The organism is Methylomarinum vadi, from assembly GCF_000733935.1.
Lineage (GTDB): Bacteria > Pseudomonadota > Gammaproteobacteria > Methylococcales > Methylomonadaceae > Methylomarinum > Methylomarinum vadi.
In genome coordinates this window covers 2,707,135-2,731,408 of sequence record NZ_JPON01000001.1, presented here as the reverse complement: position 1 = coordinate 2,731,408, position 24,274 = coordinate 2,707,135, and the positions used below count along the sequence as shown (strand labels likewise).

General features: G+C 53.4%; 19 protein-coding genes and 1 tRNA gene. 14 read left to right on the top strand and 6 right to left on the bottom strand.

Features of this window, described 5'->3' with window-relative positions:
• Positions 1-64 precede the first annotated feature (64 nt).
• From EP25_RS0113560 to EP25_RS0113550, 3 genes are read left to right on the top strand one after another with little or no spacing between them, the layout of a single operon-like run.
• Positions 65-556: a TlpA family protein disulfide reductase gene (locus EP25_RS0113560; RefSeq protein ID WP_031434391.1), complete on the top strand. Its 492-nt coding sequence runs from the start codon at positions 65-67 to the stop codon at positions 554-556.
• Positions 557-778 (top strand): DUF4266 domain-containing protein, encoded by a 222-nt coding sequence (locus EP25_RS0113555; protein WP_031434390.1) that lies wholly within the window; start codon positions 557-559, stop codon positions 776-778.
• A complete protein-coding gene (locus EP25_RS0113550) occupies positions 765-2,024 on the top strand; it encodes a DUF3570 domain-containing protein (protein WP_031434389.1) in 1,260 nt (419 codons plus the stop codon). The genes EP25_RS0113555 and EP25_RS0113550 overlap by 14 nt, the downstream gene beginning before the upstream one ends.
• Here EP25_RS0113550 and EP25_RS0113545 read toward each other — a convergent pair.
• A complete protein-coding gene (locus tag EP25_RS0113545; protein WP_051906682.1) occupies positions 2,014-3,066 on the bottom strand; it encodes a M48 family metallopeptidase in 1,053 nt (350 codons plus the stop codon). The genes EP25_RS0113550 and EP25_RS0113545 overlap by 11 nt on opposite strands.
• Positions 3,063-4,088, bottom strand: a complete 1,026-nt coding sequence (locus EP25_RS0113540; protein WP_036300586.1) for a YjgN family protein — start codon at positions 4,086-4,088, stop codon at positions 3,063-3,065. The genes EP25_RS0113545 and EP25_RS0113540 overlap by 4 nt, the downstream gene beginning before the upstream one ends.
• Before the next feature lie 182 nt (positions 4,089-4,270).
• On the opposite strand from EP25_RS0113540, the gene can reads away from it, so the two are divergent.
• The 4 genes from can to yidD all read left to right on the top strand — a co-directional run bounded on the left by can (position 4,271) and on the right by yidD (position 7,616).
• On the top strand, positions 4,271-4,903 hold the full coding sequence (gene can, locus EP25_RS0113535; RefSeq protein WP_031434386.1) for a carbonate dehydratase: 633 nt from the start codon (positions 4,271-4,273) through the stop codon (positions 4,901-4,903).
• A gap of 25 nt (positions 4,904-4,928) precedes the next feature.
• Positions 4,929-5,921, top strand: coding sequence for an L-threonylcarbamoyladenylate synthase (locus EP25_RS0113530; RefSeq protein ID WP_031434385.1), 993 nt, complete (start codon positions 4,929-4,931; stop codon positions 5,919-5,921).
• Between the two features lie 109 nt (positions 5,922-6,030).
• A complete protein-coding gene (bioA, locus tag EP25_RS0113525; RefSeq protein WP_031434384.1) occupies positions 6,031-7,317 on the top strand; it encodes an adenosylmethionine--8-amino-7-oxononanoate transaminase in 1,287 nt (428 codons plus the stop codon).
• A 50-nt stretch (positions 7,318-7,367) separates the two neighbouring features.
• Positions 7,368-7,616 (top strand): membrane protein insertion efficiency factor YidD, encoded by a 249-nt coding sequence (gene yidD / locus EP25_RS0113520; protein ID WP_031434383.1) that lies wholly within the window; start codon positions 7,368-7,370, stop codon positions 7,614-7,616.
• A gap of 25 nt (positions 7,617-7,641) precedes the next feature.
• On the opposite strand, the gene EP25_RS0113515 is transcribed toward yidD, so the two are convergent.
• Complete coding sequence (locus EP25_RS0113515; RefSeq protein WP_051906680.1) at positions 7,642-9,813, bottom strand: putative bifunctional diguanylate cyclase/phosphodiesterase; 2,172 nt, start codon at positions 9,811-9,813, stop codon at positions 7,642-7,644.
• Positions 9,810-10,583 (bottom strand): oxygen-binding di-iron domain-containing protein, encoded by a 774-nt coding sequence (locus EP25_RS0113510; RefSeq protein WP_031434381.1) that lies wholly within the window; start codon positions 10,581-10,583, stop codon positions 9,810-9,812. The genes EP25_RS0113515 and EP25_RS0113510 overlap by 4 nt, the downstream gene beginning before the upstream one ends.
• A gap of 730 nt (positions 10,584-11,313) precedes the next feature.
• On the opposite strand from EP25_RS0113510, the gene EP25_RS0113500 reads away from it, so the two are divergent.
• From EP25_RS0113500 to EP25_RS0113485, 4 genes are all read left to right on the top strand, one after another.
• Positions 11,314-13,536, top strand: a complete 2,223-nt coding sequence (locus tag EP25_RS0113500) for a primosomal protein N' (RefSeq protein ID WP_031434379.1) — start codon at positions 11,314-11,316, stop codon at positions 13,534-13,536.
• Between the two features lie 61 nt (positions 13,537-13,597).
• The gene (argS, locus tag EP25_RS0113495; RefSeq protein WP_031434378.1) at positions 13,598-15,358 is read left to right on the top strand and encodes an arginine--tRNA ligase; all 1,761 of its coding nucleotides are present in this window, start codon (positions 13,598-13,600) and stop codon (positions 15,356-15,358) included.
• Complete coding sequence (locus EP25_RS0113490; RefSeq protein WP_031434377.1) at positions 15,358-15,945, top strand: SPOR domain-containing protein; 588 nt, start codon at positions 15,358-15,360, stop codon at positions 15,943-15,945. The genes argS and EP25_RS0113490 overlap by 1 nt, the downstream gene beginning before the upstream one ends.
• Positions 15,946-16,079: 134 nt before the next feature.
• A tRNA-Val gene (locus EP25_RS0113485) sits at positions 16,080-16,155 on the top strand.
• A 684-nt stretch (positions 16,156-16,839) separates the two neighbouring features.
• Here the strand turns inward: EP25_RS0113485 and EP25_RS0113480 are convergent.
• Together EP25_RS0113480 and apaG are read right to left on the bottom strand one after the other, a co-directional pair.
• Complete coding sequence (locus EP25_RS0113480) at positions 16,840-17,655, bottom strand: symmetrical bis(5'-nucleosyl)-tetraphosphatase (protein ID WP_031434376.1); 816 nt, start codon at positions 17,653-17,655, stop codon at positions 16,840-16,842.
• Positions 17,655-18,032, bottom strand: coding sequence for a Co2+/Mg2+ efflux protein ApaG (gene apaG / locus EP25_RS0113475; RefSeq protein WP_031434375.1), 378 nt, complete (start codon positions 18,030-18,032; stop codon positions 17,655-17,657). Before apaG ends, EP25_RS0113480 begins: the two co-directional genes overlap by 1 nt.
• Before the next feature lie 145 nt (positions 18,033-18,177).
• Between apaG and EP25_RS0113470 the strand changes: the two genes are divergently transcribed.
• The 3 genes from EP25_RS0113470 to EP25_RS0113460 all read left to right on the top strand — a co-directional run bounded on the left by EP25_RS0113470 (position 18,178) and on the right by EP25_RS0113460 (position 24,229).
• Positions 18,178-18,714 carry an ankyrin repeat domain-containing protein gene (locus EP25_RS0113470; protein WP_031434374.1) on the top strand — a complete coding sequence of 179 codons (537 nt, stop codon included), beginning with the start codon at positions 18,178-18,180 and terminating at the stop codon, positions 18,712-18,714.
• A 10-nt stretch (positions 18,715-18,724) separates the two neighbouring features.
• Positions 18,725-20,074 (top strand): UDP-N-acetylmuramate:L-alanyl-gamma-D-glutamyl-meso-diaminopimelate ligase, encoded by a 1,350-nt coding sequence (gene mpl / locus EP25_RS0113465; RefSeq protein WP_031434373.1) that lies wholly within the window; start codon positions 18,725-18,727, stop codon positions 20,072-20,074.
• Between the two features lie 129 nt (positions 20,075-20,203).
• Entirely contained in the window at positions 20,204-24,229 is a 4,026-nt protein-coding gene (locus tag EP25_RS0113460; RefSeq protein ID WP_031434372.1) for a hypothetical protein, read from the top strand.
• Positions 24,230-24,274 lie beyond the last annotated feature (45 nt).

Below are 24,274 nucleotides of genomic sequence, written 5' to 3'. Positions count from 1 at the left end.
TGCTTACACATTTATATTAATAAAAATAATTATCATTATTAAACTTGATAAATATAATAAAATTATGATAAACAAATACTCGATCTGTTTCCTTTTGCTCTTTTATTCGACAACAGTTTTCGCCGCCCAAAAGGGCGACATCGCTCCGGATTGCTCTGCGCATTATATAGATGGAAAAAAGACGTTAGATCTTGCCGAACACCAAAACAAAGTAATCTATGTGGATTTTTGGGCGTCCTGGTGCCCTCCCTGTAAACAGTCCTTCCCCAACCTCAATCGCTTACACAATGAGTTAAAAACTCAAGGATTCGAAGTCATCGCGATCAATCTCGATGAAAATAAAAACGACGCCATCGAGTTTTTGCAAAACAATCCCGTCGATTTTTCGGTCGCCTATGACGGCGAAGGAAAATGTCCCGAGGCTTTTAAGGTCATGGGGATGCCGGCATCCTATATCATCGATAAGAAAGGCATCGTCAGGGAAGTTCGCCTCGGCTTCGATGAAGATGAATTGCAGGAAATCAAGACAACCGTTTTAACCTTATTAAATGAATAAATGGCGTGGGGTAATTATGTCTGGATATGCCTGGGCATATCGATACTGTTGAGCGCTTGCTCGCCAGCCATTAAGCCTTGGGAACGCGGCACACTCGCGAAACCGCATATGGCGCTGCAGCCAAACGCCATCGAAGCCTCGCTGCGCCGCCATATGCAACTCAGCAAGGAGGCTTCTTCCGGAGGCCATAGCGCCGGGGGAGGTGGTTGTGGCTGCAACTAAAAACGATGCGCTTCAAGCCTTAACTGCCGCGGCGCTCGCTTTACCGGGCTTGTTTCCAAGCGCCGATGCCGCAGCAGCCAACAAACCGACGGCCGATTTCCAATACGGTCATTACCAGGAAAGCGACGACCGCATTTCGGTCGATATTTATCAAGGCATGGCAACACTGCCGGTGAACAAGTCTCTGCAACTCCAAGCCGGCTGGGTCGTCGACTCGTTTTCCGGAGCGACACCGGTATTGACCATGCCGGCCTCGGTGGCGCAAGCCATAACCGGCGCCTCCGGCATCAGCGGCGTGGACGGCAGTAAAATTGCTGCCGCCGGAGAGCAAGCGATACAAGTGATGACCGGCGCTTCCACCCGGGAAACTCGCTACGGCGTCGATCTCGGATTCAGCTATAAACACGATAACCTGACCCTGAGCGCCTCAGGCAACCGCTCGGAAGAACCGGATTATTTGTCGCATGGTTATCATGTAGGCGCGGACTGGGATTTCAACCATAAGCTGTCGACTCTATCTTTAGGTTTCGGCCAGAATTTCGACCGGATAGAGCCGACCACGCGACCGCTCGGCGAAGACAAAACCGACAACCATTTCCAACTCGGCTTCACCCAGGTGCTCGACAGGCAGTCATTGTTCAGGATCAGCGGCAACTACAGCCACAGCAGCGGCTATCTGTCCAATCCCTACAAAAAGGTCTTTATTCAGGGATTGGCAAGCGATAGCGAGCTGCAAGGCGGTGGTTTCGACAATGTCTTTTACGAAAAACGGCCGGATAAACGCGACCAATGGTCGCTCTCGCTGGGTTATATCCATTATTTTTCCGCCTTGGAGTCGGCGTTACATTTGGATTATCGCTATTTCACCGATAGCTGGGATATTGACTCTCATACCTTCGAGGCGGTCTATCATCAACCGTTGGCTAAAGGGTGGATGTTGATTCCGCGCCTGCGCTATTATTCGCAAAACTCCGCCCGGTTTTATCAGGATTTCTACTCAACGCCGCGAGCGGACGGCAATTATTCCAGCGATTATCGCCTGGCCGGTTTCGGCACCTTTAGCGGCGGCCTCAAACTCAGCCGGGAATGGCAACAAGCGGGCAAGTTGACCGAAAGCCTCAAACTGGAGGCCGGTTTCGAATACAGCGCCCATGCCGCCGGGCTGCAACTCGGCGGCCAAACCGCTTCGGATATTACGGACTTCGACTACGTACTGTTCAGCGGTGCGATCAAGATTAAATTCTAACCGCCGCTGATGGTCTCGGCTGTCGCCTGCGCAATGCCTCGATCCTGGCGATGCGCTTGTCCATGTTCGGATGGCTGGACAAATAATCGAACTTTGCCTCGGTATTATGACTGCCTTCCAGCAACGTCAACATGCGAACAAATTGCCTTACGTCGATGTGTCGCGACCGCAGCAACTCGACCGCGAATCCGTCGGCCTCCAGCTCGAATTGGCGGGAATAACGGCTTTCCACCAGGATGGTCGGCAGGGTCACGGACAACGACGACAGCGAGGTGATATCGCCCAGTAGCCCGGCCATGAACAGAGCGGTCAGCGAATCCTGCAATACCGAGCGTAAACCGTGCCGATATTCGACGTGTCCCATTTCATGGGCCAATACCGCCAATATCTGCTCGTCATTTTCCGCCAGTTCCACCAAGGCATCGGTGACTACGATGATCCCACCCGGCAATGCCAATGCGTTGGCACCCATTTGCCGGCTGGCGCGAAACAACAGACGATAGTGATAACCGGCTTTCGAATAAGCGGCCAATTGCCGAAATTTTTTACGCAACTGTGCTTGCCTGGCCGCATCAAGCGACGACGGAACAAACAGCCACTGATCCAATGACGCCAAGCCCTGTTCCCCCATGTCGCGTTCCATATCGCGGGGAACGCCGCTGGCCGTCCATTGGGCCGCCAGCGGCACGCCATATTCGATACCACCCCAGATAAACAAGACGCTGACGACAATCGCCAAAAACACATAGCGCCAGTGCCGTTCCATTCGATGCAACAGAGCCTGCAACCGGTGCTGCCCGAACTCACGGCAGACTCGGTCGAGCGTATCGTTGTCTTCGGTCTCCAGTTTGCCGCCATCGGACAGGAAAATATTCCGCCGGGTATCGCCCAGCCTGTCCGCTATCCTCAGCCGATCCATCCGGGTTGCCAACGACAACGTTGCCCCTTCTATCCGCACTTCGCCGGAACGATGAAAAGTAATGACCACCGGAATCCGCGCCGAGGAACGGCCGTCGTAATAATAGCCTTCAATAGTGATCACAGGCCGATATCGATATCCAGCAAATCGCCCAGCTCTTCGCCCATCGCTCCAGCTTTTTCCTCCTCGGCGGCGAGGAATTCATTCAGATCGCCGTCGCTTACCATTGATAAGCGGGAAACCCGGTATCTCGCCGTGCGAACCATCGCCCAGGGAACCAATAGTCCCAGGGAGAAAATAATGGCCAAGGTATTGGAAAAATACAACCAGCACATGGCTGCCGGCTGCAGACTGCTTTCCAAGCGGATATGTTGCAGCCGGGTGTGATTGAAAACCAGATTCGCCATCGCCGTGTAAATATAACCGTAGACGATCATAAAAAACGGAATGAACAACAAAGCCGACAGCATCGGCAGCACCATCATCGTCGGATGGTCCCGCACCGGTAACAACAAGGTCAGGACATAATTCAGTCCCGCTGCCAACAGCAAAATCAACAAGGCCACGACCGTGGTTTTGACATAAATACGATAAAACTGCCCGGCCGTGGCGGACATCGCGAAATGTGCGGTGCCATAATCGGTGTTGGCGATAACGAATTTTTTCCGTTCCTTGGCGAAATAGGGATAGGCCAGGCCAAAGGTAAACGCCACCAAAATCGGCAGGCCGATAAATGTCCATAAGGCCGATAAATATTCTCCGCGAAAATGAAAGCGGATATTGCGGTAGGCCGAGTTATAACAATTAAATTGCAAGGCCTTGACGATGATCCAGGGCAACAACGGCACGAACAGCAACAATAGCCCTCCTTGCACTAGCGGAGAAAGCAAGCCGGAAAAGGAATAAAGCAAAATGATGGCGAACGCCAACAACCGTCCTTTCAGGATCTTTACCGGATCGGCCAGGTAATCGAACGGTGTATTCAGCACCAGAGTATTGCCGTAAAAATATCGCCGGGTTCTGACCTTGGCCCAGGCCGAATAGACCCCCAACGTCACGATAGACAACATTATATTGACGATCCAGATTTTGAAAAACTCGCTTGCCTTGCCGTGAAACTCGAAGGACTGCGTTACGTTCGGCATCGGTTTCTCCTTATAGGTGCATGAATGACGCGTTTTTTCGATAGGCTAGGCGATAAAAAACAACCGAACCCATTGCTATGATAGTCAAAATTGCCTCTTTACGGCTAAACTTTGCTGAATACCACCCTGATGTAGTTAAATAACCGCAATTTTCAGCAACTTTGAACTGGCGCGAACGACTAATGCATCTACTCGAAAATATCTTGGCCCAGAACAAACTATGGGCAACGAATATGGTCAAGGACGACAGCGAGTTTTTTTCCCGGCTGGTCAATCAACAAACGCCGCAATATTTGTGGATCGGCTGCGCCGATAGCCGTGTTTCTGCCAATCAGATTTGCGGCTTGTTGCCGGGTGAAATTTTTGTCCACCGCAACATCGCCAACCTGGTCCATTACACCGATGTCAACTGCCTGTCGGTGGTGCAATATGCGATCGAAGTCTTGCGGGTAAAACACATCATCGTTTGCGGCCATTATGGTTGCGGCGGCGTGATCGCGGCGATGCAGAACCGGGAATTGGGTCTGATCGATCACTGGCTGCGTAACCTGAAAGACTTGTATTTACAGAACAAAGAACAAATAGACGGTATCGAAGACCAGGTCGCGAAAATCAATTTCATGTGCGAACAGAACGTCAGGCAGCAGGTCACCAATCTCTGCCACACTACATTCGTGCAAAATGCCTGGAAAAACGGCCAGAACCTGACCGTTCACGGTTGGATCTATGACATCAAGGACGGCCACATCAGAGATCTTAACGCCTGCTACGACCAAGTAGAACAAGTCCCTGAAATTTATCGGATTAAAGATTAAAATAGTCGTTTTATCCTTATACTCCATGACTATAGCACCCCAAACAGCGGACCTAGCCGCGATACAAACGGCCGTCGAAATCCTACGAAAAGGCGGGTTGGTCGCTTTCCCGACCGAAACGGTCTACGGACTAGGCGCCGATGCCAGTAATCCGGAGGCAGTCAAAAAAATATTCAGGGCCAAGAAGCGTCCGGCCGATCACCCGCTGATCGTGCATATCGGCCGCCCCGAACAGTTGAGCGACTGGGCGCAAGACATTCCACAAGCCGCTAGGGAATTGGCGGCGAAATTCTGGCCGGGGCCACTAGCGATGGTGCTGCGCAAACAACCTAACGTTCCGCTGGCCGTCACCGGCGGCCAGCAAACGGTCGCTCTACGCATACCCGATAACCCGGTCGCCTTAAGTTTATTGAACGCTTTTGCAGGAGGAATCGCAGCGCCGTCGGCCAACCTTTATAACCATGTCAGCCCGACGCTGGCCGAACACGTCGTCAGCGAATTGGGCGATGCGGTCGATATGGTTTTGGACGGCGGCGCCTGCAGTGTTGGCCTGGAATCGACCATCGTCGACCTGACCGGCACACAACCGGCTTTATTAAGACCGGGCCATATCACTCCACGGCAATTGGAAGAAGTCTTGCAATGTCCGGTCAGAGTACCGCAACGGACCACAACGCGGGCGCCGGGCATGCTGGAAATACATTACGCCCCTAAGACTAAGGCACGGCTATGCGCCGCGGAACAATTGGCCGAGGAAATCGTGCAATTACAAAAGCAGCGGAAACGCATCGGCATTTTGTCCCACCGCTTTGGTGCCGGCGCCGCTGCCGATGTCTTCGTCCTGCGATTGCCTGACGAGGCCGATGAATATGGTCATGCTCTGTACGCGGCCCTGCGCCAATTGGACAACATGAAACTGGACATCATATTAATCGAACAACCGCCCGATGACGACAACTGGCTAGCGGTCAACGACCGTTTACGCAAGGCCACCGCGGCAGGCACGTTGATCGGCTAATCCGCACGAAACGCCGGCGATTATCCAGACTATTTCGGCGAAAGCCCGGAAAATCAAGGCATCGCGTTGCACCCTGCACGATAAAGCTGCTGTGACTCAACCCACGATTATGCAAACATTAACCACCGAGCAACTCCTGAATCTGGACCGCCAGCATATCTGGCATCCCTATACTTCGATACCGGCCAGACATCCGCTTTATCCAGTGGAATCCGCCAGCGGCGTCAAATTGACTTTGGCCGACGGCCGCGAATTGATCGACGGCATGGCTTCCTGGTGGTCGGCGATCCACGGCTATAACGAGCCGCGCCTGAATGCGGCCGCGCACCGGCAAATCGATATCCTGCCGCATGTAATGTTCGGCGGGCTGACTCATAGCCCGGCCGTCGAGCTGGTCGAGCGGCTGCTCGCCATCACTCCCGAAGCGTTGAACCGGGTCTTTCTCTGTGACTCGGGTTCGGTCAGCGTCGAAGTCGCCCTGAAAATGGCGATCCAGTATTGGCAGGCGCAAGGCAAAACCGCGAAGAGCCGCTTTCTCGCCCTACGCGGCGGCTATCACGGCGATACCTTCGGCGCCATGTCGGTATGCGACCCGGTCAACGGCATGCATCATTTATTCAGCGAAGTACTGCCGCAGAATTTTTTCGCCCCTCGCCCGCAAAGCCGATTCGGCGGGGACTGGGTGGCCGACGATATTAATGCCGCGGAAACCATCATCGCCGAACATGCCGGGCAAATCGCCGCGGTCATACTGGAGCCGATCGTCCAGGGTGCCGGCGGCATGTGGTTTTATCATCCGAACTATCTGAGCGAGATGCGAAAGTTGTGCGACCGCTATCAGGTCCTGCTGATCGCCGACGAAATCGCCACCGGCTTCGGCCGCAGCGGCCGCCTGTTCGCTTGCGAACACGCCGGAATCGTTCCCGACATCCTCTGCCTCGGCAAGGCGCTGACCGGAGGCTATCTGACCCTGGCGGCAACTCTAACGACAGAAAACATCGCCGAAACCATCTCCGCCGGGGAGGCCGGCTGTTTCATGCACGGCCCGACCTTCATGGGAAATCCCTTGGCCTGCAGCGTCGCCGCCGCCAGCATAGACCTATTGCTGGATTCGGACTGGCAAGCCAATATCGTTCGAATCGAACAGCGACTCACAACCGGGCTGGCACCGTGTCGAAACTTACCCGGCGTCGCCGATGTCAGAGTGTTGGGTGCGATAGGCGTCGTCGAGATGCGCGAGGCCGTCGATGTTCCTCAACTGCAGGAAAAGCTGATCGAACACGGCGTGTGGCTGCGGCCGTTCGGCCGCTTGGTATATACGATGCCGCCTTACATCATAACCGACGAGCAGTTGAACGCCCTGACAACGGCCGTTTATCGTTCGCTGGCCGGATAATACTTTGCGCTTTCGATGTTTCACCATAAAGCCAATACCCGTTTCCGTTAATGAAAACCCTGCTAATTAAAATCGTCCGTCTTTACCAACTATTGATTTCGCCGCTATTGCCGCCGGCTTGCCGCTATCACCCGACTTGCTCCCACTATGCGATCGAGGCATTGCAGGTTCACGGCCCCGTTTACGGCGCCTGGCTGACGTTGAAACGCCTGCTGCGCTGCCAGCCCTGGGGTGGTCATGGCTATGATCCGGTGCCCCCCAAAAAAATGGCCGGTAAAACCCGCGATCGGCGCCATTGACCACGTCTCTCCGCCACAGTGAAGACTAATTCACCAGATAGCTTTGAGGCATGCCGATATGGAAACCCTGGGCGAAATTGACCCCCATCCCCTGCAACAGCGTGAAAATTTCTTCGGACTCGACGAACTCGCCGATAATCAAGATATCGAGCTCCTGACATAAACGCGACAAGTTACGCACCAGGGCGCGGTCGATCTTTGAATTGGGCAAGTTGCGGATGAAAGCGCCGTCGATTTTGACGAATTCGAAATGCAGTTCGCGCAGATAATGGAAGGAATTATAACCGCTGCCGAAATCGTCCAACGCGAAAGAGAAGCCTTTCTTGCGCAAATTGGCCAGAAATTTGCCCATATTGGTCATGTCCCCGATGGCATCGCGTTCCAGAATCTCGAATACGATACTGCTGGGCGGCACCCCCAATTGATTGCACAACTCCTCGGCATAGCCGAGAATCCCCCGGCCCTGAATTTCTTGTGCCGATAAATTAATGAACAGGCGTTTCGCCTCGCCTTGGTTGTCGATGATCCGCTTGTTGGCTTCGATGACCTTGCGCACCATGATCCGGTCCAGGTTTCGACCCAACCCATATTTTTCGATGGTTTCGATGAACCGGCCGGCCGTAGTGGCCGAACCATCTTTTTCGATCAGACGGGCGACCGACTCATAGGCATAAATCTCGCCGGTCTTGCAGTCTACTATCGGTTGAAAATAGGGATTGATGCGCTCTTCGTTCAACGCACAGCGCAAGTCCTCGACTAGCAGACGGTTCTCGCGCACGATTTTGGTCAAGTGCGCGGCACTATTGAATTCGCATACCTCGTTTTTGCCAAGGTCTTTCGCGCGGTACAAAGCGACATCGACCCCCGACATCAACTCCTGGACATTTTGCACATCCTGAGGATAGCTGATGATGCCGATCGACGTGGTGATATGAAACGGCTTGCCCTCGGGACTCATAAACGAGAGTTGCTGCAGATGCGCGCGAATCTTCTCGGCCGCCACTTTCGCTCCGCTCGCAGGGGTTTCCGGCAGAATGATGGCGAATTCATCGCCGCCCATGCGTGTCGCGATATCCCCCTTGCGCATGAACTGACAAATCGACTCGGCAATCTTTTTCAGGACCTCATCGCCCAACGGATGCCCGTAGGAATCGTTGATATCCTTAAAATCGTCCAGATCTAGCAATAAAATCGAGAAAGCATGTTGGTGCCGTTCGGAGCGGCCGATCTCGTATTCCAGCATATCGTTGAAATAACGGCGATTATGAATACCGGTCAAGGGATCGTGTATCGAATAGTATTCCAGCTCCGACATGGTTCGGTTCAAGACCTTGCTCGAGCCGACCACCATCACCATGACCGAAAGCAGGGAGCGGATGATGCTTTGTTCCTGGACCGAGAATTCGTTCGTGGTTGCAAAAGCGATGCCCAACAAGCCGGCAAACCCCGGCTCGTGTTCGGGCACCGAGACAGTAAGGATCTTGACCTCCTCCAGCGAGCGATAGCTGGAATTCGCCTTGATCAGGAACTCCTCTATATCCAGCGGCGCATCGGCGGGCAAGTTAAGCTGGCGCAAGGTTTCCTGATACAGATGGTCGCGAACGCTCTGTCTTGCCTCATCGGAAAATTCGCCCATATAGTAACAGTATAATGACAAGCCGCGTTCTTCGGCGAAAGCAATGAAAAAGAAATTAAACGGAAAAATCGCATGAAAGCCGGTCAAAATTTCCTGAACAAACTGCTGCCATTGCGACACTTTTTCATGCGATAGAATGATTTTTTCCAGCACCTGACTTTGCTTCTCCAGCAAATCTTTTTCAATTAAGATCGAGGATAGCAATCGGATGGTCGAATTGAACTCGTCAATGACCTCCTTCAGGTATTTGCCATTCTTATACCATTGCCGCTGCCGCTCATCGACCAGCGAATCGAAGGCTAAATCCAGATGACGGCAACGCTCCATCGCCCGCTGCAATACATCGGCTAGCTCCGGATCCTCGGCCTTTTTTATCGACTCGGCAAAGTCATTTAAGATTTCACCATGAACCCGCTTAACCAGCATGCTGATGGTGGCGGCAAAAGAACGCGTGCGATTTTGGCTTTCCAGCATCGTGGAAAGCTGCATCATCAACTGCACTCTCAGCTTATCGAGATAATGTGGCTGCTGGAACACGCCGGAAGTATTGAAGCCGTTCATGCCTGCTCCCATAGGAAATGTCCGCTACGCGTCATTAAATCGACGCCGCATTCAAGCCTGCGAAACCATTCCAGAAAATCTTGCACCGCGCGCCCCCGATAAACTGGTCCGTGTTGCGGTGCCAGCATCTTGATCTCCAGTTCCGATACAGCTTCCACCCACATTCTCGCCGCCTTGTTGCACACCATGTAGCGGCGATGGAAGCCCTCGATATAAGGCATGTGGGCTTCGAAATCGTCGACAAATTCATATTCGATATCGGACGGCAGCATCGCCGCGCCGATATCACCTGTGAACAAAATTTTCGCGATCGGGTCGTAGGTATTGATCTGGCCTTCCGAATGCAAAAAATGGGCGGGTAACAGCCGCAGGGAAAAATCCTCGCTGATGTCACACCGCATGCCGGCATCCGGTACGCCGACAAATTTTTTCATATCGGCAATGCCGTAATGCGGCAAGAACCGCAACCAGATATTCGAAACATAAACCGGAGCATGGGTTATTTCCAACCAAGTCGATATGCCACCAACGATATCAGGGTCCTGATGGGACAGAACGATGGCAGCGATATTGTCGGTATCGACATAACGGACCAATTCGGCCAACACGCTGGGCATGACGCCAAAACCGCCTGGATCGAGCAACACCCCTTTTTCGCCGTGCATGACCAGATATTGGTTCGACCGCACCCCCTCTTCCTCGCCGGGTTCGCTTTCGTTCAGTAAAATAAATTTATGTTGTTGCGAATCAAACAAGATAATATTGCGCATAAATTCTCCCGTATTCTTATGTGCCATCCAGCGCTAGCGATGAGGCAAGTTTTATCATATGTACACGCAACAGACTTCGCTTGGCTTCATTCCCGAACCACCTATCGTAAGGGGTTGATCATGGCGCCGGTATTCACTGGCGAGCGAACGCTTGCTAATTCACCCAACAATTGGGGAAAGGCTTCCACACCGCTTAGTTTCGTATCGATATCAAACTGCGTTGTTAAAAAACCTTACATTTTCATTCTTATCGACTAGCCGGCACAATGAATCGACCTGAATAATGTGATTAACATCACGCTATTGATGAACTTAAATACTTACACCAATAATCTAAATATTACGTATAAGTAAGATAATACTTACAAATAATCCCGGGTAACGCTTGTCTCCACTTTAGTCTTGTTGAGGCTCTCGCTCGCAATCTCTGTCGATACGGCTTCCTCGCATGATATTATGCACACACTAATTGTCTTAAGTTTGCTTAACGGCAACAGTATCGCGAGCGCCAATGAGGATCGACAACGACCCACATAACCTACTGATTTTATAAGAATACTCAACAAGGCCTTAAAATTATACAATTTAACAAATCGGTAATAAAAACCGATACTAAGCATCATTGCTCAGGGTTAATCCACAAAGTTATCCACAGTTTTTGTGGATAACTAAAAATGTTCCAATCAATAGCGAGACTTAGCGCTATATTTTCATATACATCCCAATATTCATGGCTAAGTTGGCTGTTGCCTCGAAGCAAATCTGTAAAATCGCCGTGCCGATGCCGCTCTATCGGCTGTTCGATTATCTGCTGCCCGATTCCATCGATCCGGCTAGTTTGCAAATAGGCATCCGCGTCAGTGTGCCGTTCGGCAAACAAAAAAAGACCGGTGTGCTGCTCGAAGTCTGTCAAGACAGCGAAGTGCAAACGAACCGGTTGAAAACGATCGGCAAAATCCTCGACCGGCAATCATTGCTGTCACAGCCCGACTTGCAATTGCTGTTCTGGGCCAGCCGTTATTACCACCACCCGCTTGGCGAAGTGTTAGCCGCGGCCTTTCCGGTGGCTCTGCGTAAGGGCAAGGATGCGGTTATTCAACAGGAGAAGGCCTATGTGCTCAGTCCCAAGGGCAAATTGCTTAAACCCGAACAGCTGAAACGGGCGCCGAAGCAACAGGCGATGCTGGCGCTGTTTCAACAATCTCCCGGCCCGCTTGACAGCGCGACGTTAAAGGAGTGGAACGATAACTGGCGCGGCACGCTGAAAGGCTTGCTGGACAAGAAACTGATCATGCTGGCTCAGGACAACGAGATGATTGACACGCCCGTGTGCCGGCAAGCGCCATTGACCGCCAATGCCCAGCAACAACAAGCCATCGATCGCATCCGTTCGACACTGGGACAATTTTCCGTGTTTCTGCTCGAAGGCGTCACCGGCAGCGGTAAAACCGAAGTCTATATGCAGGTAATCGAACAGGTTTTGCAGCAAAACCGCCAGATACTGGTGCTACTGCCGGAAATTACGCTGACGCCGCAACTAGAGCAACGCTTCCTGCAACGCTTCGCCGTCCCCATCGTCTCCAGCCATTCCAAATTGACCGATAATCAACGCCTGAATGCCTGGCTCATGATGCAACAAGGGAAGGGAGGCATCATGCTCGGCACCCGTTCCGCGTTATTCACGCCGATGGCGAGGCCGGGCTTGATCGTTCTCGACGAAGAACACGATAGTTCCTTCAAGCAACAGGAGGGGTTTCGCTTTTCCGCCCGCGATGTCGCCGTGGTCAGGGCCAGAAACCTGGGTATTCCGATCGTGCTGGGTTCGGCGACGCCGTCGCTGGAAAGCCTGTATAACGTCAGCCAGCAACGTTACCATTTGCTGCACTTGCCGGAACGAGCGGGCAATGCGATCAAGCCCCGCTTTCAGATGCTCGACATCCGCAATAAGAAAATTCAGGACGGTCTGTCGGAATCGTTGGTCGCCGAAATCAACAAGACCCTGGCGAAACAGGAACAAGTGCTGCTGTTCCTGAACCGGCGCGGCTATGCCCCGGTGCAGATGTGCCATAGCTGCGGCTATGTCTCGCGCTGCCGGCGCTGCGATGCCAACCTGGTAATCCATTACGACGAGAATCGCCTGCGTTGCCATCACTGCGGCAGCGAGCAAGGCCTGATCAGGCAATGTCCCGTCTGCCAAAGCGGCGAACTGCGCGCCATCGGTCTCGGCACCGAACGCATCGAGAAAACCCTGGCGGAATTATTCCCCGGCAAAACAGTCGTGCGCCTCGACCGCGATACCACGCAACGCAAGGGAACGTTGGAAGACTATCTGCAACGAATCAACCGGGGGCAGGCCGACATCATTGTCGGCACGCAGATGCTGGCGAAAGGCCATCATTTCCCCAACGTCACGCTGGTCGCGCTGCTCGATGTCGACAGCGGCTTATTCAGCATCGATTTTCACAGCGCGGAAAAACTGGCGCAGATGATCGTACAGGTAGCCGGGCGCGCCGGGCGCGCGGAAAAAGAGGGCAGGGTGATCCTGCAAACCCGCCAACCCGACCATCCGTTGCTGACTACATTATTGCGCGAGGGCTACCGGGCTTTCGCTCGCAGCGCGCTGGCGGAACGGCACATGGCCGCGCTGCCGCCTTACAGCCATCAGGCATTGCTGCGAGTACAGGCGCCCAACGCGCAAGCGCCGCAACAATTCCTGCTGGCCGTGGTGGAATGTTTGAAGGTACTAAACAACGGCAAGACCCTGGTTTTGGGACCAGTTGCGGCGCCGATGGCCAGACGGGCCGGTCAATTTCGTTTTCAATTGTTATTGCAAAGCGTCCAACGCAAGGAGCTGCACAACCTACTGGATAGACTGTTACCGGAAATCGAGCAAATCCCGGAAAGAAAAAAAGTCCGCTGGTCGCTGGATGTCGACCCGGTCGATCTTTATTAGTCTTACATTTTCATGGATAATACGCGGTTATTTTGTTTAAACCCTCCATTCTTTAATAGCAATGAAACAAAAGCTGGAAGGCCTGCTCGAACAGGCGCTTGAAGTCCTTAAATCCGACAACCTCATCGATAAAGAAATAGCGCCCAACATTATCATCGAAAGAGCCCGCGACGCCCAGCACGGAGATTTCGCCAGCAATCTGGCGCTGATGCTGGCCAAGGCGGCCAAATCAAACCCCAGGCAATTGGCGGAAAAAATCGTCGCCGCCATTCCGAGCGATCCCGCGATCAACAAAATAGAGATCGCCGGCCCCGGTTTCATTAACTTTTTCATCAATGCCGACGCCCAATTCGAGATCGTCAAACAAATCCACGAAGCCGGCCGCGAATTCGGTTTAAGCAAGGCCGGCTCCGGTAAAAAGGTGCAGGTGGAATTCGTTTCCGCCAACCCGACCGGACCGTTGCATGTCGGCCACGGTCGCGGCGCGGCATACGGTTCTGCGGTCGCCGACCTGTTGGAGGCGGCCGGGTTCGAGGTGGCGCGCGAATATTACGTCAACGACGCCGGCCGGCAAATGGACATTCTGGCGACCAGCATCTGGCTGCGTTATTTGGAGGAATGCGGCGAAATCGTTCCCTTTCCCAGCAACGGCTATCGCGGCGAATATATCCGGGAAATCGCCTTCAATCTGCATAAAAGCAGCGAAAACGAATACCGCCATCCGGCCGAACTGGTGATGGAAGACATTCCGCCCGACGAAGCCCAAGGCGGCGATAAGGAAAAACACATCGACGCCCTAATCGAGCGCGCCAAGACCCTGCTGGGCCCGACCCAATACCGGGACGTGTTCCAGGCCGGGCTGAACGAGATCCTGGATGATATCAAGGACGATCTGGAAGAGTTCGGCGTCACCTATCAACACTGGTTTTCCGAACGCCTGCTGATGGAGGACGGCTCGATCAAGGAAGCCTTGCAAAGACTGCAAGACGGCGGCCACCTTTATAAAAAAGACGGCGCCGTCTGGTTCGCTTCCAGCAAGCTGGGCGACGAAAAGGACCGCGTGGTCGTGCGCGACAACGGCCAGACCACCTATTTCGCGTCCGATATCGCCTACCATATGAACAAGCTGGATCGCGGTTTCGATGAAATCATCAACATCTGGGGCGCCGATCACCACGGTTACATTCCTCGGGTTCGGGCGGCGATGCAGGCACTGGGTGCCGACGAATCGAAACTGAAAGTGCTGTTGGTGCAGTTCGCCGTATTGTATCGCGGCGAGGAAAAAGTGCAGATGTCGACCCGCTCCGGCGAATTCATTACCCTGCGCCAACTGCGCAACGAAGTCGGTAAGGACGCGGCGCGGTTTTTCTACGTCATGCGTAAATCTGAGCAACACATGGATTTCGACCTAAAGCTGGCCACGTCGAGGACCAACGAAAACCCGGTATATTACGTGCAATACGCCCATGCCAGGGTGTGTAGCGTATTCCGCCAACTCGACGAGAAGGGCTGGAACCGCAACCATTTGCTGGGCATGGAAAATCTGTGGCAATTGACCGAGGAGCACGAATCGGCGCTGATTACCACGCTGTCCAAATATCCGGAAATACTAGAACGTTCGGCCATCCAACACGAGCCCCATCAGTTGACCCATTATCTGCGCGAACTGGCCAACCAGTTCCATACCTATTACAACGCCCATCAATTTTTGGTCGAGGAGGCCGCCCTGCGCGACGCCCGTCTGAACCTGATCGATGCGGTCAGACAAGTGTTGGCTAACGGACTGCATTTGCTCAAGATCACCGCACCCGAAGCAATGTAATGGCTAGAGATTACAAACATCGAGCACAGCCGAAAAAAACAGCCGCCAAAAAAACCGGCGTCGCCTGGTGGAAATGGCTGCTGGTCATTATCCTGATCGGCCTGTTCGTGTTTTTCCTGAACTATCTCCGCGACTCGGTTCCCGCGGATAAACAGGCTTCGGTGAAGATGACCAAGAAAACACTGGCTACGCCTAAAGCGGAGAAAAAACCTCCTAAACCGAAGCATCAAGACAAAAAGCCCGAGGAACCCCGTTACGACTTCTACACCATTTTGCCGGAAGCGGAAGTCGTCGTGCCCGACTACGAAATCAAGACCCGCGCCCGCGAGGAGCGAGTCGGCAAGGCCAAACCCACCCACTACATGATTCAGGCCGGTTCGTTCCGGGAGTTCGCCGAGGCCGACAAACTACGGGCAAGATTGGCTCTGATGGGCATCGAATCGCGGGTCGAAAAAGCCAGGGTCGGCAATGTCGTCTGGAACCGGGTCAAGATGGGGCCTTTTACCCATTCGTCCAGCGTCACCAGCATCAAGGAACGTTTGCGACAAAACGGCATCGACGTGATCGTAACGGAACAGGAAGGCTGATTGATCTTTTCCTTTTCGCTACCTAGCGCAGGGATCTAGTCAGGTTAGTTTCAAGGTAGCCACAAAAATGGAACAACAAGGCAAAAAGTCTTTTATTTTTGCAAATAACCTGTATAATGACCGCTCTTTAGGTCGGGTGCTTAGCTCAGCTGGGAGAGCATCGCCCTTACAAGGCGAGGGTCGCAGGTTCGATCCCTGCAGCACCCACCATTTCGACTTCCCATACAGTCCGAGATAGTCCGCAAACCAGCGTCAATGCTGGTTTTTTGTGCCTTCCTTTTTGACAGCTGCAGGCTAGAAACCATTTCCTTCTTCGTCAGCTCTGTTTTGTTAACTTGCTCAAAGATTAGTCAGTTCGTACTTTTGCAAAACAGGCTCTTGTACTATCTTCATTAGTGCCGAAAGGCAATTAATATTTCATGACCTTAACCCATGCCCTGCTTGCATCCTCACGCAGGGCATGACTAAACATCACAACAACTCAGGGTAGGCGTTTGACTATATCTCCTAAATAAATGACGGGGAATCCCATAGCCGCCGGTGTAATGGACTATCCATTCATTAGTTCGAGTAACAAAGCGTTCGCGACCGCTAATAGCATCAAAATACTTGGTCAATCAACTTTAACAACGCTTGGCTATTCGAAAACATCACTACCGCATAACTTATGGATGTCCTACTCACCCAATCCCAATTCTGTTCAGCCACTAAGCTAACGCCTGTTTGCCCCGTGCCTTGCTCAGTTTCTTTGCAAAGACCGGTCAGTACTTCGCAGTGTCCTTAGGTCTCTTTCGGTATCGGCGCAGGGCGAAATAGCAGTAACAAAACGATGCGCCGGGTCTGTCAAGATTGGCGTTTTCTTGTGCGAGATAGATCAATACCGCTTTCAAATAACTAATTCTTCGCCTGCAAACAGCCGACACTGAAGCGGTTTACGCGCTTGCCCAGCTTCAAGGCGGTCAGTTCGCCGCCCCATAAACAGCCGGTGTCGATGGCATAGCAATTATGGCTTTCGTGATAGCCCAGCGTGGACCAGTGGCCGAAGATGATTTTCATATCGGCGCTTTTACGGCCGGGCACGGCGAACCAAGGCAGCAGGTGTTCCGGTTGCGATCCCAGCGGCCCCTTCTGGCTGAAATCCAATTTACCGTCTAAATCGCAATATCGCATGCGGGTGAAGCAGTTGACGGTGAAGCGGGCCTGTTCGAACGGGTTCAGCCGTTCGGACCACTGCGAAGGCTTGTCGCCATACATGGACCGGAAAAAATCCATGTAACCGGGTCCTTGCAGCAATGTCTCGACTTGCCTGGCCATTTTTTCGGTCATGGCGAAGTCCCATTGCGGCGGCAATCCGGCATGGACCAGGCAAAAATCGCCGTCGTGATGAAATAAGGGGCGGTGTCTAAGCCAATGCAGCAGTTCGTCACGGTCCGGCGCTTCCAGAATCGGCGTGAGCGAATCTTTTTTACCGGCTTTGCGCTGCTTCAAGGCCGTGGCCAGCAAATGCAAATCATGGTTCCCCAACACCGTAACCGCCGTTTCGCCGAGCGATTTAACGAAGCGCAAGGTTTCCAGCGATTTCGGCCCGCGGTTAACCAAGTCACCGGCAAACCAAAGACGGTCGCTGTTTTCGTCGAATTCGACGACATCCAATAATTTTAACAACTCGTCGTAACAGCCCTGGATGTCGCCTATGGCATAAATCGACATTAGTGCAATGTCCTGGGGATAGATAAAGTGAACTTGGGAACGAGAGCTTTGAAGTTTTCACCCTCGTCGGAAATCATCGAATATTTACCCTGCATGACCCCCACCGGTGTTTCGATCATCGCGCCACTGGTGTAGCGAAAGGATTCGCCCGGCTTCAAGTAAGGCTGTTCTCCGATAACGCCTTCGCCGGTGACTTCCTGGATTTTGCCGTTGGCGTCGGTGATCAACCAATGCCGGGTCAACAACGTGGCCGGAACGGTGCCGACATTGGTGATCGTGATGGTATAGGCGAACACATAACGGTCGTCTTCGGGCGAGGATTGTGCTTCAATGTATTGGGGTTTGGCTTCGACTATAATTTTATTTTTTTCGCTCATCGAGTCATGGTGTACAGTGTTTACACACTAAAATGCCGATTTTTGGAAGTTTTTCGACCTGGAAAGGACATTTTATGTGCGATGTAGTTAACAAATTTTGCGGCTATTTCATCGTAACTGACACCTAAACGCAAGCAACTATTCCATGTCACTGAAAACATTGCCTTTATTGATTCTGCTAGCTCATGTCTCCCTGGCAATGGCAGAGGATGGCAACGATTTATTCGCCGCCGCCCTGGCCGGCAAACCCGAACGCCTGGCGTCGCTGCTGGCGCAAGGAGTCGATGTCAATGCCACCACCGCCGGCGGCAGAACCGCATTGATGGCGGCCAGTTTTAACGGCAATGTCCGGGCCGTCAAGGTATTACTCGGCTACGGCGCCGATGTCAATGTGGCCGACAACTCCGGCACGACCGCGTTGATGGACGCCCTGGTATTCGGCGATACGGAAATCGTCACATTATTACTTGCCGCCGGCGCCGATATCAATGCCTTCGATAAACAAAACGTGACCGTGCTGGCGCGGGCGAAAAAAAATTCTCATCCTCACATCGTACAGATGTTGGAACAGGCCGGCGCCAAGGAAGAAGCGGCACCGGCCGCTCCCGAAACCGTCGATGCGGCGAAGCAAGCCGGACCAGCACCAGATAAGCAACAGGAAACTTCAACCAATGACCAATAAGGAACACCCCCTGCATATACATATTCTCGGCATCTGCGGCACTTTCATGGGCGGCCTGGCGGTAATCGCCCGGCAAATGGGTTACCAAGTCAGCGGTTCCGATCAGAATGTCTATCCGCCGATGAGCACTCAGTTGGAGCAACAAGGTATCGAACTTATGCAGGGTTATAATCCGGAAAACCTGGATGGCAACCCGGACCTGGTCGTCATCGGCAACGCACTATCGCGCGGAAATCCCGAGGTCGAGGCGGTATTGAACCAAGGCCTGCCTTATGTTTCCGGCCCGCAATGGTTGGCCGAGCATGTGCTGCAAAACCGCTGGGTGTTGGGTGTTGCCGGCACCCACGGCAAAACGACCACCACTGGCATGCTCAGCTGGATACTGGAGTATCAAGGTTTCAAACCGGGCTTTCTGATCGGCGGTATTCCCTTGAACTTCGGCATTTCCGCCAGGTTGGGCGAATCCGACTTCTTCGTCATCGAAGCGGATGAGTACGATTCGGCTTTTTTCGACAAACGCTCCAAGTTTATTCATTACCGCCCCCGAACAGCGATTTTAAACAACTTGGAGTTCGACCATGCCGACATTTTTCCCGACCTGGAGGCGATCAAAACACAGTTCCACCACCTGATCCGCACCATACCCGGCGAAGGCTTGATCATCACGCCGCAACAGGATAACACTATCGCCGACGTCTTGAACAAGGGCTGCTGGACGCCGGTACAGAAAACAGCTGTCGATAGCGACGCCCTTTGGCGGGCCGATTTGCTCAACGCCGACGGCAGCCAATTTTCGGTATTGTTCGAAAACCGACCGCAGGGAACGGTAAGCTGGCCTTTGACCGGCGAACATAATGTCTATAACGCCCTGTCCGCCATCGCTGCGGCCAGACATATCGGCATCCTGCCGGCGGACGCCATCGCCGCGCTGAAACAGTTTAAGAACGTCAAGCGGCGCATGGAAGTGATCGCCGAAATCGACGGCATGACCCTGTACGACGATTTTGCCCACCATCCGACCGCGATCAAAACGACGCTGGACGGCTTGCGCAAACGAGTCGGCCAGGAAAAAATCATCGCCGTCGTCGAGCCCCGTTCCAACACCATGCGCATGGGCATCCATACGCAATCGCTGGCGCAATCGTTGACGCAAGCCGATCTCGCGCTCATTTATCAACCGGAGAATCTGGGTTGGGATTTAAGTTTATTGCGGCAGTATGCCGACAATATCGAAATATGCACGACTCTCGAAGCCATCATCGCCCGGCTTAAATCGGAAAAAAAGGCCGGCGTCCATGCTCTATTGATGAGCAACGGCGGTTTCGGCGGCATTTATCAACGCTTGAAAAATGAACTCTAGCGGAACATAGTTGAATATCTCATACGGAACGGTAACTGTTTGATTGAATAGAAAAAGGCAAGGCGGCTAAATAATTGATTCTATAACGGCTACAATTAAGAAATTGTCCGTTGCCCTGGGGAAATAGCCATGCGTCTTCCATGCCTACTGTTTTTGTTGTCGCTGTGTCTTGGTAGCGTTCTGCACGCCGCGCCATTAACCGTCGAACAAGTGCCCGAGCCCTTGAAACCGTGGACCGGCTGGGTGTTGCAGGATGAAAAAGACTACCAATGCCCTTTTTTCCATAATAATTTTCAACAAAAACACTGTAGTTGGCCCGGCCGTTTACAATTGGAAATCGACGACCAGCAAGGTCATTTCGACAGCGGCTGGCACGTTTATCGGCAAGACTGGATCACCTTGCCGGGCAACGATAAGCACTGGCCCCAGAATGTAAAGGCTAACGACAAGCCGGTGGCGGTCATGAAACGTCACGGCAAACCGGTCCTGAGGCTCGAGCCCGGCGAATATCGAATCACCGGGCAATTCTTCTGGGACCGTATTCCCGACAATCTGGCGATACCTGGGGAAACCGGCTTGCTCAGTCTGACGGTGAACGGCAAAATCATTTCTTTCCCCTCGCTGAAAAAAGGGGCCGTGTGGCTGAAGGACAGCGATACCGGCCGAAAAAAGCCGGAAAGCGTGCAAAACCGGTTGGATTTACAGGTTTTCAGGGAAGTTTTCGATGGCGTGCCGCTACAATTGATCACTTATCTGGAATTGGAAGTCTCCGGCGAACAGCGAGAAATCAAGCTATCCCATGCCCTGCTAAAATCCTTTATCCCGATTGCCCTGAACAGCCCCTTGCCGGCCCGGCTCGAAGGCGACGGCAGTTTGTTGCTGCAAGTCAGGCCTGGACGCTGGCATGTCGAACTCAATGCCCGCCATCCCGAACCGCTGACAAAACTCACCTTCGCGGTGAACGATGCCGGCTGGCCGGAAGCGGAAATCTGGGTTTTCCAGGCGCAACCCCATCTTCGCTTGGTCGAAATCGAAAACTTGACCGCCATCGACCCCAGCCAAACCAATTTGCCTGGACAATGGCGGAATTTACCCGCTTACCGGGTCAACCAGGGCGACAGCATGGTTTTCAAGGTGATCCGCCGCGGCGACCCGGAACCGGAGCCGAATCAGCTCAGCTTGTTTCGCACGCTGTGGCTGGATTTCGACGGCGGCGGCTATAGCGTCGAAGACAAAATCAACGGCAAGATGACCAGCGGCTGGCGCCTGAATGCGCGACCCGACATGCAACTCGGTCAAGTACAGATGAATGGCCAGAATCAATTGATTACCCGTTTGCAAGATTCCGAGCAGGAGGGTATCGAGGTCCGCAAGGGCGCCTTGCAAATCAAGGCCGACAGTCGTCTCACCGGCAGAATCGGGCAGCTCAATGCGGTGGGTTGGCAACAGGATTTCCAGCAGGTCAGGGCCGAATTGAACCTGCCGCCGGGTTGGCGCTTGTTGGCGGCCGGCGGCGTCGACAACGACCCGAATAGTTGGATTTCCCGCTGGACCTTGCTAGACCTGTTCCTGGTATTGATTGCCGCATTAGCAATCAGTCGCCTGTGGAATCTTTATTGGGGCCTGTTCGCGCTGTTCTCCCTGGCATTGATCTGGCATGAACCCGATGCGCCGCGTTTCGTCTGGTTGAATATTCTGGCCGCCGTGGCATTGCTTAGAGTATTGCCGGCCGGGCGCATGCACCATTTCATCAAATGGTACCGCAATATCAGTTGGCTGGCTCTGCTGCTGATTGCGATTCCCTTCATGGTCGACCAGGTCAGGGTCGGGTTGTATCCGCAGTTGGAGAAACAATGGTTGCCCATCTCGCCGCAACCCACGCTGCTGTCCGTGACCGATACGGCGCAGGAAGTCGCCGAAACGGCCGCCGACAGTATCAGAATGGCCGGCAAGTCCGCGTCCGTGGCGCGCAAGTCTTACGCGCCGCAAGCCCTGCGCGAGCAAGAAAAAGCCGTGGAGTTCGACCGCATCGATCCGGACGCCAAGTTGCAGACCGGTCCTGGGCTGCCGCAATGGCAATGGCATAAAATCCAGTTGTCCTGGAACGGGCGGGTCGACCGGTCGCAGCAACTGGAATTATGGCTGTTGCCGCCTGCAGTCACGATGTTGCTGAACTTTGTCCGAGTGGCCTTGTTGCTGCTATTAAGCTTGTTGATGTTTGGCATGCTGAATAACCAATTGAAACTTTCCATGCCGACCTTGAGCCTGCTATTGCTCGCCACGTTGGTTGGCTTGCCAGAGAAACCGGCTTATGCGGGATTTCCCAGCGAGCAAATGCTGAACGAATTGAAAAGCCGGTTACTGCAAGCGCCCGATTGCGTGCCGTCGTGTGCGCAAATAGCGGATATGCTTATCGACATCGAAGAACAAACGATGAGCATCCGTCTGCAGGTTCATGCCGAGGCAGATAGCGCGGTGCCGTTACCGGCGCAATACGAACAATGGTATCCGGCCCGCGTGAAGGTCGATGGCGAGCAAGCGCAGGCATTGATGCAACACGGCGACGGCAAGTTGTGGCTGAGCCTGCCGCAAGGCCGGCATGAGGTGGAAATGCAGGGCCTGAATCCGTTAAATCATCAATTTACCTTGCCATTGCCCTTGAAACCGCACCGGGTCGAACTGGAGAGCAAAGGCTGGAGCGTGGAAGGCCTGCACGAAAACGGCCAAACGGCCGACCAATTGCAGTTCACGCGCATACAAAACAAACAACACAAGGAATTGACCGCTTTACAGCCCAGCATACTGCCGCCGTTTATCCGCATCGAAAGAACGTTGCGCTTGGGATTGGACTGGCGCATCGACACCCGGGTCATACGCGTGGAACAAAGCGAAGCGCCGGTCGTGCTTGAATATCCGCTATTGCCGGGCGAGTCCGTAACTAGCGCCAATATACGAGTCAAGGACCGGCGCGTCTTGGTCAACATGCCGGCCGGGCAGGGGACCCTGTCCTGGCAATCGGCGTTGGAAAAATCGGAGCGGATCGAACTGCAAGCGGCAAGCAATGAACTTTGGACCGAGGTGTGGCGCGCCGATGTCAGTCCCATCTGGCATCTCGAGACTTCCGGCATCGCCGTGGTCCATCATCAGGACCGGGGCCGCTGGCTACCCGAATGGCGGCCCTGGCCAGGCGAAAAGGTCGGCCTGCTCATCACCCGCCCTGAAGCCGTCGCCGGCGAGACGCTGACCATCGACAAAACCGAGCTGCAAATCAAACCCGGTAAACGTTCTCAGGAGGCGCAACTGCAACTGCATGTCAGAAGCTCGAAAGGAACGCAACATAACGTCGAATTACCCGGCGATGCCGTGTTGCAGTCGGTGATGATCAACGCTATCACCCAACCGATTCGGCAACAGGGAAGAATCGTCACGTTACCCATTCAGCCGGGAACCCAGCAAATCACACTCAAATGGCATGAAAACAAGGAACAGGAAAATTGGCTGACGACACCGAAGGTCAATCTGAATCTCGGCAGCGTCAACAGTCATATTCGCGTCATCGTGGGGCACGACCGCTGGGTGCTGTTTACGTTCGGACCCAAATTCGGACCGGCCGCCTTGATCTGGGGCGTGTTGATCGTACTCGCTTTGCTCTCGTTCGGCCTGGGCAAGGTCCGTTGGACGCCGTTAAAACATTGGCAATGGTTTTTGCTGTTGGTCGGCCTTAGCCAGATTCCGGTCGCGGCCGGCTTGCTGGTCGTATTCTGGCTGATGGCTCTCGGCATCAGAAAGGAAAAACCGCTGCAGAATCCGGGTAATTTCAATTTCATGCAGGTAACGCTGGCCGGACTCAGCCTGATCGCCCTATTACTTCTATTTTATGCCGTGCAACAAGGTTTGTTGGGCTCCCCCGACATGCAGATTGCCGGCAACCAGTCCACGGCGTTCAATTTGAATTGGTATCAGGACCGCAATGCCTCGACGTTGCCGACCGCCACCGTAGTTTCGGCCCCCTTGTTCGTCTATCGCATCTTGATGCTGCTGTGGTCGTTATGGCTCGCCGTGTCCCTGCTCGACTGGTTGAAATGGGGCTGGCAATGTTTCTCCAGCGGCGGATTATGGAAAAAGCGGGAAGAAAAAAAGCAAGAGACGAATTAAAAAACTCCGGATGAAAGACCAATGACCGAATCTTATGCCGTGTGC

Excerpts from the sequence above, each read along its gene's own strand:
- EP25_RS0113560 (WP_031434391.1), top strand. The coding sequence starts at position 65 with ATGATAAACAAATACTCGATCTGTTTCCTTTTGCTCTTTTATTCGACA.
- EP25_RS0113555 (WP_031434390.1), top strand. The coding sequence starts at position 557 with ATGGCGTGGGGTAATTATGTCTGGATATGCCTGGGCATATCGATACTG.
- EP25_RS0113540 (WP_036300586.1), bottom strand. The coding sequence starts at position 4,088 with ATGCCGAACGTAACGCAGTCCTTCGAGTTTCACGGCAAGGCAAGCGAG.
- can (WP_031434386.1), top strand. The coding sequence starts at position 4,271 with ATGCATCTACTCGAAAATATCTTGGCCCAGAACAAACTATGGGCAACG.
- EP25_RS0113530 (WP_031434385.1), top strand. The coding sequence starts at position 4,929 with ATGACTATAGCACCCCAAACAGCGGACCTAGCCGCGATACAAACGGCC.
- bioA (WP_031434384.1), top strand. The coding sequence starts at position 6,031 with ATGCAAACATTAACCACCGAGCAACTCCTGAATCTGGACCGCCAGCAT.
- yidD (WP_031434383.1), top strand. The coding sequence starts at position 7,368 with ATGAAAACCCTGCTAATTAAAATCGTCCGTCTTTACCAACTATTGATT.
- EP25_RS0113515 (WP_051906680.1), bottom strand. The coding sequence starts at position 9,813 with ATGAACGGCTTCAATACTTCCGGCGTGTTCCAGCAGCCACATTATCTC.
- EP25_RS0113510 (WP_031434381.1), bottom strand. The coding sequence starts at position 10,583 with ATGCGCAATATTATCTTGTTTGATTCGCAACAACATAAATTTATTTTA.
- EP25_RS0113500 (WP_031434379.1), top strand. The coding sequence starts at position 11,314 with ATGGCTAAGTTGGCTGTTGCCTCGAAGCAAATCTGTAAAATCGCCGTG.
- argS (WP_031434378.1), top strand. The coding sequence starts at position 13,598 with ATGAAACAAAAGCTGGAAGGCCTGCTCGAACAGGCGCTTGAAGTCCTT.
- EP25_RS0113490 (WP_031434377.1), top strand. The coding sequence starts at position 15,358 with ATGGCTAGAGATTACAAACATCGAGCACAGCCGAAAAAAACAGCCGCC.
- EP25_RS0113480 (WP_031434376.1), bottom strand. The coding sequence starts at position 17,655 with ATGTCGATTTATGCCATAGGCGACATCCAGGGCTGTTACGACGAGTTG.
- apaG (WP_031434375.1), bottom strand. The coding sequence starts at position 18,032 with ATGAGCGAAAAAAATAAAATTATAGTCGAAGCCAAACCCCAATACATT.
- EP25_RS0113470 (WP_031434374.1), top strand. The coding sequence starts at position 18,178 with ATGTCACTGAAAACATTGCCTTTATTGATTCTGCTAGCTCATGTCTCC.
- EP25_RS0113460 (WP_031434372.1), top strand. The coding sequence starts at position 20,204 with ATGCGTCTTCCATGCCTACTGTTTTTGTTGTCGCTGTGTCTTGGTAGC.